At 41.8% G+C, this 12,300-nt stretch carries 10 protein-coding genes and 1 riboswitch; of the genes, 1 reads left to right on the forward strand and 9 read right to left on the reverse strand.

The window, feature by feature from the left end:
* Positions 1 to 23 precede the first annotated feature (23 nt).
* The 5 genes from LKD41_RS03540 to LKD41_RS03560 all read right to left on the reverse strand — a co-directional run bounded on the left by LKD41_RS03540 (position 24) and on the right by LKD41_RS03560 (position 6,447).
* Entirely contained in the window at positions 24 to 1,523 is a 1,500-nt protein-coding gene (locus LKD41_RS03540; protein ID WP_227700409.1) for a radical SAM protein, read from the reverse strand.
* A gap of 157 nt (positions 1,524 to 1,680) precedes the next feature.
* Complete coding sequence (locus tag LKD41_RS03545; protein WP_227700410.1) at positions 1,681 to 2,586, reverse strand: hypothetical protein; 906 nt, start codon at positions 2,584 to 2,586, stop codon at positions 1,681 to 1,683.
* A 120-nt stretch (positions 2,587 to 2,706) separates the two neighbouring features.
* Positions 2,707 to 3,588: a GDSL-type esterase/lipase family protein gene (locus LKD41_RS03550; RefSeq protein ID WP_227700411.1), complete on the reverse strand. Its 882-nt coding sequence runs from the start codon at positions 3,586 to 3,588 to the stop codon at positions 2,707 to 2,709.
* A gap of 12 nt (positions 3,589 to 3,600) precedes the next feature.
* A complete protein-coding gene (locus LKD41_RS03555) occupies positions 3,601 to 5,016 on the reverse strand; it encodes an MBOAT family O-acyltransferase (protein ID WP_117841725.1) in 1,416 nt (471 codons plus the stop codon).
* Positions 5,017 to 5,121: 105 nt separating this feature from the next.
* Positions 5,122 to 6,447, reverse strand: coding sequence for an MATE family efflux transporter (locus tag LKD41_RS03560; protein WP_227700412.1), 1,326 nt, complete (start codon positions 6,445 to 6,447; stop codon positions 5,122 to 5,124).
* Between the two features lie 78 nt (positions 6,448 to 6,525).
* Here LKD41_RS03560 and LKD41_RS03565 point away from each other — a divergent pair, with 78 nt between their 5' ends.
* Complete coding sequence (locus LKD41_RS03565) at positions 6,526 to 7,338, forward strand: MerR family transcriptional regulator (RefSeq protein ID WP_227700413.1); 813 nt, start codon at positions 6,526 to 6,528, stop codon at positions 7,336 to 7,338.
* 46 nt (positions 7,339 to 7,384) lie between these two features.
* On the opposite strand, the gene pflA is transcribed toward LKD41_RS03565, so the two are convergent.
* The 4 genes from pflA to LKD41_RS03585 all read right to left on the reverse strand — a co-directional run bounded on the left by pflA (position 7,385) and on the right by LKD41_RS03585 (position 12,291).
* Positions 7,385 to 8,119: a pyruvate formate-lyase-activating protein gene (gene pflA / locus LKD41_RS03570; RefSeq protein WP_022242704.1), complete on the reverse strand. Its 735-nt coding sequence runs from the start codon at positions 8,117 to 8,119 to the stop codon at positions 7,385 to 7,387.
* A 146-nt stretch (positions 8,120 to 8,265) separates the two neighbouring features.
* Entirely contained in the window at positions 8,266 to 10,518 is a 2,253-nt protein-coding gene (gene pflB / locus LKD41_RS03575; RefSeq protein WP_022242705.1) for a formate C-acetyltransferase, read from the reverse strand.
* Between the two features lie 193 nt (positions 10,519 to 10,711).
* Positions 10,712 to 10,791, reverse strand: a riboswitch (ZMP/ZTP riboswitch).
* Between the two features lie 83 nt (positions 10,792 to 10,874).
* Positions 10,875 to 11,615, reverse strand: a complete 741-nt coding sequence (locus tag LKD41_RS03580; protein WP_022242706.1) for an amino acid ABC transporter ATP-binding protein — start codon at positions 11,613 to 11,615, stop codon at positions 10,875 to 10,877.
* Positions 11,605 to 12,291: an amino acid ABC transporter permease gene (locus LKD41_RS03585; RefSeq protein WP_227700414.1), complete on the reverse strand. Its 687-nt coding sequence runs from the start codon at positions 12,289 to 12,291 to the stop codon at positions 11,605 to 11,607. Before LKD41_RS03585 ends, LKD41_RS03580 begins: the two co-directional genes overlap by 11 nt.
* Positions 12,292 to 12,300 lie beyond the last annotated feature (9 nt).

Consider the following 12,300-nt stretch of genomic DNA (forward strand, 5'->3'; position numbering starts at 1 on the left):
TCCTATTTTAACATCTGATTTAATTACTGAAGATCCTCATCTCTTAATCCATTGGAACCATCCGCATGCTCAAATGCTGCAAGTTCCGGATGTTCTCTCTTTTCTTCCGTATAGTTCTCATAAGGTGCTTTCTTATGTTTCTGTTCTGCCCAGATACGGTCTGCAACCGGTCCCCACTCTTCTGCATAGTGGTCACACTTAGAGCAAAGATGCTCAACAGTCTCTTCTGCCTCAGCGTTTGTTCCCTTCGCACCAGTCTTGTTTACCATTTCTCTTAAGAGCTTTGGATTCTCAAGCATCGGACATGGACGCAGGTGGTTTCTGTTAAATGGCTGTCCTTCATGATATGCCTTAAACAATGGACTCTGCAGCATCTCAAGGATTGACTTATCATGGATATTCGAATCCGAGAAATGGATAAATACGCACGGTTCTGCGTCTCCCTGTGCATTAATATGGAAGTAGTTACGTCCACCGGCAATACATCCGCCAACAAATTCTCCGTCATTCTGGAAGTCCATTGGGAAAAATCCGATATCATTGTCTCCGGTACGAACCCAGCGAATCTTCTTAATAATTTCTTCCCGCTGTTCCAATGTCGGCATCAGCTCCGGAGCTGCATTCTGTCCTACCGGCATATAATGGAAGTAGAATCCGAAACGTGCGCCCTTATCAGCAATGAAACGTAAGAATTTCTCATCGGTAACAGCCTCAATATTGGCTCTGGTATAGCAGATAGAAGTTCCGAATATGATACCATATTGTTTCAACAAATCCATTGCCTTCATAACGGCTGCATAGTGTCCGTCACCACGACGTCCGTCATTTGTCTCAGGTGTTCCCTCAATGGAAAGAAGGAATGTAATATTTCCAAGTTCTACAATCTTCTTACATAACTCCTCATCAATCAGAGTAGAGTTGGAGAAAAGACCGAACATACAATCATTATGCTTCTCAGCAAGTTTTAAAATATCATTCTTACGAACAGTCGGTTCTCCACCTGTCATAAAGTAAAGATAAGTTCCAAGTTCCTTACCCTGTGTAACAATCTTATCCATATCCTCATAGGACATGTTATTCTTGTGACCATATGTGCCAGACCAGCATCCTACACAATGCATATTACATGCGTCTGTCGGGTCAAAAAGAATCAGCCATGGAATATTACAGTTGTACTTCTCACGGTTTGCCCTGATTGTCTTTGTTCCACGGAAAAATGCTTCATATCCTAAATTCAGAAGGAATTTCTTAGCATAATTTGGATTTGTCTCATCCAGAACACGGTTTACAAACTTCACCCATCTGTTCTCCGGATTCTTTACATACTCTCTGACCTTATCCAATGTTGCCTTGTCTGCGCCATTTCCCCAGAAAGTCTCTGCCTTGTCAATAAGTTCAAGGAATGTTTCCTGTCTTTTCGCGATATCATCTGTCTTAGTCAACTTACCTACGATGCTATTGGTCATTATCTCAAAAGCTTTTCTTTCTACTTTGTGCTGTGTGTTTTCAACGAATGAAGCCATGCTAACTTCCTCCCTCTTTTTTCTTCTATGTATTTTAACATTTATTAGTATAAGAAACAATGCGGTTTTTTGACATATACAATAAATTTTTTTTGTATGGTCAAGTTATACTTTTTCGATAATTTGTATATCTGACAGCACAAATTGTCCATTTTGTTTATAACTGCTCATCATAGACAAGTCCTTTGATATCGTCCTCGGCAAGTTTATGCTCCGCAACCTTTTTCTCTGCTTCACTCTTTAAAAGGCTGCTCTGGGTCTCCTTGTCTAATTTTGTATCAGTCTTCTTATCCTCTTTCTTGTCTGCATCCTTCTTATCCGTATCTTTCTCATTTTCTTTGATGGTCTCATCGATGTGGTCTACTGCTTCCCCAATCAGTCCTAATGTTGCTTCATCGGATGCATTGTCTAATATTTCTTCCGCTTCCTTCTGGCTGTCTATCATATCATGATGCTTTAACCGTTCCGTATGTACTGCCCGGAGGTATCCGTTATCCTCGGCTCTTTCCTTTCCAAGGTCTTTTATCTTGCTTCTGTATTCTGACTCCATTTTATAGTAGTCCATGGACTCTTTCTGATAGTCTGTCATTCCGCCTTTCTGTAATTCTGAGACATGCTCTAATTCTTCTTTGGAAAGCATGCTTCTTCCTTCTGCTGTACTGGCTTTCTTTAAAAGGTCAAGGTCTGCCTTTTCCTGGCTGCCATCCGCTACCTGGTAACGTTCCTTTAATTCAGCTTCCTTATCCTGTAAGTCGCGGATTTCACTCTGATAATCTTTTATCTCGCTGTCTATTTCCTTAATGTGGGCACGCCGCTCGTCCATCTCTTCATCCACTGCATGCTCACCGGAAAATGTATCCATAATCTTCTTTAATGCTTCTTTCTGGGCATTTGCCATCTTCTGTCCAATCAGATCTGTCTGATTCAGGTTAAGACCGGCACCTTTTATTACATTGCTGTCATTCTTATTATCCTGCTTCTTATCATCTGACTTTGCACTTCCCTGTGTCCCGTCATTCTGATATAAGCTCTGTGTCCCAAAGCTGGTATTGATTCCATTCATATACGCTTCCCTTGCCTTTCTGCAACGCTTATCCGGTTATCGGATATTTCTTTCGCTGTTGTATACACTTTTATGAATAATATATCGGTTTTCCACTGCGTTTTCCTAAGGGTTTTGGTCTTATTTTTCCTTTACAATGGCTTTCGTCAGAATCCATTCTGCCCACTGAGCATAATATTTTCCTAGAGGATGGGCATCATCACTGGTATACTGGGCATCGAGGTTTCCTGCCCCATCATCAAAGATTTCATTCACATCAATATAATAGGTCTGCTTCTGGTCACATAAGGACTCCACCACACCATTGAGCCAGTCAATATTGGCATTGTTATAAAGGCTGTCTGAATCGGATTTTGCCTTGGAAACATGAAGACTCGCCTCTAAGAATAAAATGGCATCCGGCTGCATTTCCCGTATTTTCTCTACCACTTCACGATATTGCTTTTCTATGCTTGCATGTGGATATCCCAGTTCATTGATACCTAGCATCAGATAAATCTTTCCGTAATTTTTCCGGCTTAACACTTCATCCAAAGTTTCTTTTCCATAGCCCGGCATATCCACCTCTGTTTCAAACAGCTTAAAGGAACTTAAGCCAATCGTTGCAAATACATCCGCATCCCCAAGGTCTGCATACTCCGATAATCCTACTGTTCTGGAATCTCCAATAAATAAGGCATCGGAAAAATAGCTGATATCCTCTGTTGTAAAGGTTCCCTCCTGCTCCGTATCTGCCACCGTTTCATTATCCTTGATACCTGTTTTATCTTCTGTATTTTCTGTACTATCAATATCTGCCTGTCCTGTACCGGCTTTATCTGTGCTGTTTTCTTCCGTTCCGGCAACTGCTTCCGCCGGCTCTTTTTCTGTGCCTGTCACCTGTGCCAGTTCTTCCTGCCTTGCCTTCTTCTCCTGCTCCGCAGTTACAAGCTTTACGGTAATTACCGGGAATGCAATCACAAATGTCAGCAGTAAAAGTATAGTAAATTTATATTTTTTCATCGTATTTCCTCACTAGAATCTGAAGTATAAGAATGGATCATCCATTCCAAGATACATACAATATACGCTCGCCCAGAATAATGCCAGCAGCAGTAAGATCACCCAGAGGCGGTTCTTATTCTTCTTAAGGAGTTTCTCCTGAACACCTGTTGCAAACAGGATACCAAGCACCAGATAAATGCCATAGGTCTTACCATATTTCAGATAATCTCCCTGAAACAATACCGTTCCGGTACTGCCAAAGAATGGAAATAATTTCTGTAAATAAATGCCAAGCTGGCTTAAATCCGTAATCACAAAGACCAGCCAGGAAAGCGGTATCCAGAGTATCATATAAATATGACCAAGCGCCTTATGCCGTTCCAGCACTTTTCCAAGTCCGGCTTTTTCCACGAATAATAAGACAAAAAGTAAAAGTCCCCACAGTACAAAGTTCCAGCTTGCGCCATGCCAGAGCCCTGTCAGAAGCCATACCACAAACATATTGCGGACGGTCTTTGCAAAACCACCGCGGTTGCCGCCCAGCGGAATGTATACATATTCCCGGAACCAGCCACCCAGTGTCATATGCCAGCGGCGCCAGAAATCCGTCATGGACACTGCCATATACGGATTGTTAAAGTTCTGTGGGAAGTCAAAGCCCATCATCCGCCCCAGTCCGATTGCCATCAGGGAATACCCATAGAAGTCAAAATATAACTGCAGGCTGTATGCCACAATGCTCATCCATGCCAGCGGTGTGGAAATGCTCTCATAACCGATTGCTGTCACCTCTGTCCAAAGATGTCCCACCCGGTTTGCCAGCAATACTTTATAAGCAAGTCCCAGTGCAAATACCTTAAGTCCGGATTCCACCTTTACCATGGAATGTTTTCTCTTATGAAGCTGTTCCTGAATCAGATGGTAATTGACAATCGGTCCTGCAATTAACTGCGGGAACATGCAAAGATACGTTCCCAGTGAAATCAACGATTTTTCCGCTTTTGTTTCCCTCCGGTACACGTCCACCAGATAGGAAATAATCTGGAACGTATAAAAGCTGATTCCAATCGGCAGAATCAGATTCCATGTTTCCAGCTGTACCTTAACGTGCATTGCACCAAAAAGGGCATTCAGATTCTCTATAAGAAAGCCCAGATATTTAAACAGAATGAGCCATCCTAAATCATAGACGATTCCAACCACAAGCCAGGCTTTCCTCGCCCGCTTCGTCTTCTGTGCTTCAATCAGTTTTCCAGCCACGAAATTGACCACCACAGACATAATCATAAGTAAAAGATAACCCGGATTTCCCCTGACACCATAGTAATAAAAACCAAGGCTGGCAAGGAAAAGCCAGGCATTCTTATAAGAAGCCGGCAGGATATAATAAACCAGAAAAAATACCGGCATAAAATACATGATAAATGCTATGCTGCTAAAAACCATCTTTCGTATCCTCTCTTTACTATCTTAAAATAGTATTATCCATTCATTCTTTACCATTCATTATACTCTTTATAGATTAGACGTTCCAGATAAAAAAAAAGTTTCTTAAATTCCGTATTTCGATAAATTTCTTCTCTGACAGTAAAAAGAAAGTCCTGATGTCACAAATTCTGCCACCGGAACTGCCAGCCAGACTCCCTTTAATCCGATAATTTGCGGCAGAATCAGTAAAGAGGCCAGAATACAGACAAAGGTTCTGCTGAAGGATACCAGTGCAGATGTTTTTCCATCAGAAAGTGCCGTGAACAGCGAAGAGGTAAATACGTTATAGCCGCTGAAAAGATAGTTGATGCCAAACAATGCAAATCCCGTAACTGTCATTGCAAAGGTATGACTGCTTTCTGAGACAAATACTGATGTAATCGGCTTCGCCAGAAGGATGGATGCCACCGCCATAAAACCGGAAGATATTTTTACAAACCGGTTACTGATATGGTAAACGTTACTTAATTTTTCACTGTTCTTTGCTCCGTACTGGAAGCTGATAACCGGTGCCACACCCATGGAAAATCCAAGATACAGCGCATTGAATAAAAACTGTCCGTATAAAATAATGGTAATTGCAGCTACCCCGTCTGCTCCAACCATACGCATCAGAATAATATTAAAAAGGTATGTAATTACTGCATTGGAAAGGTTCGTTACCATCTCGGAAGAACCGTTGGTGCAGGACTGCCACAATGCTTTTCCATCCCAATGGAAGCGGGTAAAATGAAGTCCTTTTCTTTTCACAAGGAAATAGATGACTCCCACTACCGCAGGAATCATCTGTCCGATGCCTGTTGCAATAGCTGCTCCGGCAATGCCAAGCTGCATTGGTCCCATAAAGACATAATCTAAGATTGCATTGGCTACACCTCCGGCAGTAATCAGTCCGAGTCCATATGCAGGTTTTCCTGCAGTCACAAAGAAGCACTGAAATAAACTCTGCAAAATACAGCACGGTCCAAAATACATCATATAAATAAGATATGTTTTCCCATTTTCGAATAAAGAGTCGTCTGCTCCTAATGCATATACAATCGGTTTATGAAAAAGTAATACAATAACCAGCAGCACCAGGCTTACAGCAACTCCTGCCACTGCAAGAAAAGTAAAGTTCTCACATGCTCCCTTTTCATCTCCCTCACCCATTTTTCTCGCTACCACTGCACTTCCACCGGTTGCCAGCATAACGCCGATTGCAATGAGAATACAAATAACCGGCCATACAATATTGACTGCGGAAAGAGCGCTTTCTCCTACCAGTCTTGACACAAAGATTCCATCTATGATTGTATACAATGACATAAATACCATCATAATCATAGATGGCAATGCAAATTTCAATAAGGATAATGTTTTAAAGTTCTGATTTAACGAATTCGACATGATAACCTCCTTGTCTTATGAATCACTATTTGCTATCATAAACTATATGGTAACCATATAGTCAAGGAGATTTTTTTAATGAGTAGAAATGAATATCTGACCACAGGAGAAGTTGCCCGGATGATGGGCACTACAAAAAATACACTGTTTCACTACGACCAGCTTGGTATTTTTTCACCCGAAGCAAGAGGGGACAATGACTACCGCTACTACACCGTCCGCCAGATGGATGTGTTAGATGCCATTATCACGCTGCGGGAACTTGGCATGCCTCTGCCGGAAATTAAAGAATACATGGAACACCGAAGCCCGGAAAATTATGCCACACTTCTTACGAAAGAAAACGCTGTCATCGAACAGCAGATTCGTGCATTAAAAGAAAAACAGAAGTGGATTCAAAGACAGCAGAAACGAATTAAAACCAGCCTGACTATAAATCCGGATATCATTGAAGAAGTCTCTCTGCCAGGATTTTATATTGCAGCACACCCTATCAGTTCTTCCGATGATAAGACCATCTCCGTAAAAGTCAGTGAGCTTCTGAACTCCTATTATGAAAGCAAGGAAACTACCGGTTTTACAGTGCTTTATATCCAGATGGAGCATGACCTTGCCCGGGGTGCCCATAATCTTTATCACGAGGTATGCCTTGCCATGCAGACCCCTCCCAAGAAAATGCCTTACCGGATTCTTCCGGCTTCTAAATGTCTCGCCGCCTATCACCTGGGAGACTGGGATGATATTTCACTTGCCTATGACAGGCTGCGCAGCTACATGAAGCAGCACCAGATTACTTCATCCGATGGCAGATTCTATGAAGAAGAATTGATTAACGCTACCATGACAGATAAACGAAGTGAATATCTTACCCGCATTATCGTCAGAATCTAAAAAGCAGCATTACTTTTTTATTTTCCTGTAATGCTGCTTCTCTATTTTACAGTGCCCCAAGAATCTCTTTTGCCCGGTCTATCTGCTCCTTTGTAGGCGGGTCTACGCCTTCTAACTGGTATGGAATTCCAAGTTCCTTCCATTTAAAGACGCCTAAGGTATGATATGGCAGCACTTCCACCCGTTCTACTGTCTTAAGGGTATCAAGAAAACTTCTTAAGCGGTAAAGCTCGTCCTCTTCTGTTGTAATACCTGGCACCAGCACATGGCGGATCCACATTGCTTTGCCATGGTCTGATAAATAAGCTGCCATTTCCAAAATATTCTGATTCGTCTGTCCGGTGAGTTTCCGGTGTGCCGCATCATCCATATGCTTAATGTCTAACATAAAGAGGTCTGTATATTTCATCAGCTCATCAAATTTACTTTTAAATGGTTCTTCCAAGGAAAATGGATTGCCGGAGGTATCGAGACAGGTATTTACCCCTTTTTCTTTTGCCAGCCGGAACAGTTCTGTTACGAAATCTATCTGTAAAAGAGCCTCTCCACCGCTTACGGTGATTCCGCCCTTTTCTTTCCAATATGTTTTATAGCGAAGTGCCTTTTTTAACACTTCTTCCGGTGTCATCAGCTCTCCGCCATCTTTCGCCCAGGTATCCGGGTTATGGCAGTACTGACATCTCATATTACAGCCTTTTAAAAATACAATATATCTTACACCCGGCCCGTCTGCCGAGCCAAAGCTTTCTACGGAATGGATGCGTCCTTTTATTTCACTCATATTGCCTCCTATACACCAAAATACTTACGGATGTTTAACAACCTATGATAAAAATGTGCAGGCTTTTTTCATTAAGCCTGCACATTCTGCTTTACCTGAATCGCGGAAAAATCGTATGCTCCCCGCAGTTCGGTTACTGTCTTAAATTACATACGCTCATGACAGGTACGGGCAATAACATCAAGCTGCTGCTCTTTTGTCAGGTCGATGAACTTAACTGCATAGCCGGATACACGGATTGTGAAGTTTGCATACTCTTCTTTCTCCGGATGCTCCATTGCATCAATAAGCTTTTCTTTGCCAAATACATTAACATTCAGATGATGTGCACCCTGATCAAAGTATCCGTCCATTACATTTACAAGGTTATCGATTCTTTCCTGCTCGTTGTTTCCAAGTGCGCCAGGATTGATGGTCTGTGTATTGGAAATACCATCTAATGCCCACTCATATGGAAGCTTGGTCAGAGAGTTTAAGGAAGCTAAAAGTCCGTTCTGCTCTGCACCGTAAGATGGGTTAGCTCCCGGTGAAAGTGGTTCGCCGGCTTTACGTCCATCCGGCATAGCTCCGGTTGCTTTACCATATACTACGTTAGAAGTAATGGTAAGGATAGAAGTTGTAGGCTCAGAATCACGATAAGTATGATGTTTCTTTAATTTATCCATGAAAGTCTTAAGCAGCCATACTCCGATTTCATCTGCACGGTCATCATCATTTCCGTACTTCGGGAAGTCTCCTTCGATTTCGAAGTCTTTTGCAAGTCCGTTCTCATCACGTACGACTTTTACTTTTGCATATTTGATTGCAGAAAGAGAATCGATAACATGTGAAAATCCTGCAATACCGGTTGCAAAGGTTCTCTTTAAGTCGGTATCCATCAGAGAAAGCTCTGCTGCTTCATAGTAATATTTATCATGCATATACTGAATCAGGTTCAGTGTATTTACATAGATGTCTACTAACCAGTCCATCATCTTGTCATATTTTGCCATTACTTCATCATAGTCAAGATATTCAGCTGTAATCGGTGCGTAGTTTGGTCCTACCTGCTCGCCTGATTTTTCATCAACACCACCGTTGATTGCATAAAGCAGACATTTTGCAAGGTTTGCACGAGCACCGAAGAACTGCATCTCTTTACCTGTCTGTGTAGCAGATACACAGCAGCAGATTGCGTAATCATCGCCCCATACCGGTTTCATTGCATCATCGTTCTCATACTGGATTGAGCTTGTTTCAATCGAGATACGTGCTGCATAATCACGGAAGGTCTGTGGCAGTCTGGATGAATAGAATACAGTAAGATTTGGTTCCGGTGCCGGTCCCATATTCTCTAAAGTATGAAGGAAACGGAAGTCTGTCCTGGTTACCATGGAACGTCCGTCTACACCTGTTCCTGCTACATCAAGGGTTGCCCATACAGGGTCACCGGAGAATAACTGGTTATAAGAAGGAATACGTGCGAATTTAACCATACGAAGTTTCATTGTGAAATGGTCAATCAGCTCCTGAGCCTGCTGCTCGGTAAGAATTCCCTTATCCATATCTCTCTTAATATAAATATCAAGGAAAGTAGAAACACGTCCTACTGACATTGCTGCACCGTTCTGTGTCTTGATTGCTGCAAGGTATCCGAAGTATAACCACTGAACAGCCTCTTTTGCATTGGTTGCAGGTCTTGAAATATCATATCCGTAAATCTCAGCCAGTTTCTTCATGTCTTCCAGACATTTAATCTGCTCTGCAATTTCTTCTCTTAAACGGATGACATCATCTGTCATCTGTCCGCATCCGCAGTTGGCTTTGTCTTTCTTCTTCTCAGCGATTAAGTAATCCAGTCCGTATAATGCTACACGGCGGTAATCACCTACAATACGTCCACGACCGTAGGTATCCGGAAGACCTGTTAAAATCTTAGCATGACGAACCTTCATCATTTCCGGTGTATAAGCATCAAATACTGCTGTATTGTGTGTCTTATGATACTTGGTGAAAATTTCTTTTAATTTATCATTTACTTCATAACCGTAGGTCTCACATGCCTGAACAGCCATCTTGATTCCACCATATGGCATGAAAGCTCTCTTTAATGGTTTGTCAGTCTGAAGACCAACTACCTGCTCTAAATCTTTTAAGCTTTCATCAATATATCCCGGACCATAAGCTGTAATTCCGGTTACAACCTCTGTCTCCATATCAAGAACGCCGCCCTTGGCACGCTCTTCTTTCTGTAATTTCTGAAGTGCCCCCCATAGCTTGTTGGTTGCATCTGTCGGCTCAGCTAAAAAGCTCTCATCTCCATCATATGGAGTGTAGTTGTCCTGAATGAACTGACGAACATTGATTTCTTCTTTCCAGAGACGTCCTTCGAATCCATCCCACTCTTTCATTTCAATCATTACGATATCCTCCTAAAAAATGTATTCAGTATGAACACTGAATGGTTACTAAATTTACTGTCAACAGACTTTTTATTCATCGGCTTGAATTAGTCTTGCTTAACTATGGTTAGTATATACTGACCGTTATTTTTTTGTCAATATCTTTTGATGTTCAAAATAACATACAAAAGAAAACGAGCCAGTCCTCCAGGTTCATCGCCCAGACGGTCGGCTCGTTTTCGTTATACTTCATGTGGTTTTTCCACTTATCCGTCAGTCATATAACGGTTTTATCATAGACTATTTCTTTTCTTATTGCAATAGCTTATGAAAACTTTTTATCAACTATTTTTTCCGTTTTATCTGTTCTTTCGCTACAATACTTTGGAAAGGAAGTCGCAAAGACGCGGATTCTGTGGATTGGCGAAGAATTCTGCCGGTGTATTCTCTTCCTGAATCTGTCCTTCATTGATAAACATGACACGGCTTGCCACTTCTCTTGCAAATCCCATTTCGTGCGTTACCACTACCATAGTCATTCCGTCCTGTGCCAGTTCTTTCATAATTTCAAGAACTTCTCCTACCATTTCCGGATCCAGTGCGGAAGTCGGCTCGTCAAATAACATGACATCCGGATTCATTGCCAGTGCTCTTGCAATTGCAATACGCTGTTTCTGTCCACCTGAAAGCATTGCGGGATAGGTATCTGCTTTATCAGACAGTCCGACTCTCATCAAAAGCTCGTCCGCACGCTTAGATGCCTCTTCCTTATTCATAAGTCCGGTCTGAACCGGTGCCAGCATGATATTTCCTTTTACGGTATAATTTGGGAACAGATTGAACTGCTGGAATACCATTCCAATCTTCTGACGCATCTTGTTGATGTCTACGGATTTATCCGTGATATCTGTTCCTTCAAAAGTAATCACACCGGAAGTCGGCTCCTCTAAAAGATTTAAGGAACGTAAGAATGTGGATTTACCACAACCGGATGGTCCGATGATGGCTACTACCTCTCCCTGGGCGATTTCTGTGGAGATACCATTTAATACATTTACATTTCCAAAGGATTTACACAAATCCTTTACTTCAATCAATACCTTCTTATCGCTCATTTGTTCTCAACCTCGTTTCCAGTTTATGTACACCAGCCGTTAAAATCATAACGATTATCAGGTAGATAATTGCAACCCCGAACAATGGTAAGAATGGGTCATAAGTCTGGCTACGGATGATATCGCCGCCCTTTGTCAAATCCGGGATTGCAATATATCCACTGATGGAAGTCTCTTTCAGTAAAGTAATAAACTCATTTGCCAGAGCAGGAAGTACATTCTTAAATGCCTGTGGCAGTATAATCAGACGCATGGTCTGCGAATAATTCAATCCGAGGCTTCGTCCAGCTTCAAACTGTCCTTCGTCTACAGACATGATTCCGGAACGTACAATCTCTGCTACATAGGCAGCCGAATTCAAACCAAAAGCGATTACAGCCACTGCAATCTTATTATCGAGTGCAACCAGAATAATATAGTACATAATCAAAAGCTGTACCATCGTAGGGGTTCCACGCCATATGGTAAGATACATTTTACATATAAAATTCAAAACATTTAATCCACCATGTTTATCATGGGTGGAACGGATAATTGCGACTAAAAATCCAACCACAATACCCAGAAGTACTGCAAGCACTGCAATAAGCAGTGTATTGCCAAGACCACGTAACAGATAAAGATATCTGTCTTTCTCTATAAAATCCTGTTGAAAGCTGCTTAAAAAATCGCTCAAGGTCTTTCC

Origin of the sequence: Roseburia sp. CLA-AA-H209 (assembly GCF_020687575.1) — a bacterium.
Taxonomy (GTDB): domain Bacteria; phylum Bacillota; class Clostridia; order Lachnospirales; family Lachnospiraceae; genus Roseburia_C; species Roseburia_C amylophila.

What these genes read in the sequence shown, in the direction of transcription:
- LKD41_RS03550 (WP_227700411.1), bottom strand. Translation starts at nt 3,588, where the DNA reads ATGAAAAAATATAAATTTACTATACTTTTACTGCTGACATTTGTGATT.
- LKD41_RS03580 (WP_022242706.1), bottom strand. Translation starts at nt 11,615, where the DNA reads ATGAGCGATAAGAAGGTATTGATTGAAGTAAAGGATTTGTGTAAATCC.
- pflA (WP_022242704.1), bottom strand. Translation starts at nt 8,119, where the DNA reads ATGAGTGAAATAAAAGGACGCATCCATTCCGTAGAAAGCTTTGGCTCG.
- LKD41_RS03540 (WP_227700409.1), bottom strand. Translation starts at nt 1,523, where the DNA reads ATGGCTTCATTCGTTGAAAACACACAGCACAAAGTAGAAAGAAAAGCT.
- LKD41_RS03545 (WP_227700410.1), bottom strand. Translation starts at nt 2,586, where the DNA reads ATGAATGGAATCAATACCAGCTTTGGGACACAGAGCTTATATCAGAAT.
- pflB (WP_022242705.1), bottom strand. Translation starts at nt 10,518, where the DNA reads ATGATTGAAATGAAAGAGTGGGATGGATTCGAAGGACGTCTCTGGAAA.
- LKD41_RS03560 (WP_227700412.1), bottom strand. Translation starts at nt 6,447, where the DNA reads ATGTCGAATTCGTTAAATCAGAACTTTAAAACATTATCCTTATTGAAA.
- LKD41_RS03565 (WP_227700413.1), top strand. Translation starts at nt 6,526, where the DNA reads ATGAGTAGAAATGAATATCTGACCACAGGAGAAGTTGCCCGGATGATG.
- LKD41_RS03555 (WP_117841725.1), bottom strand. Translation starts at nt 5,016, where the DNA reads ATGGTTTTTAGCAGCATAGCATTTATCATGTATTTTATGCCGGTATTT.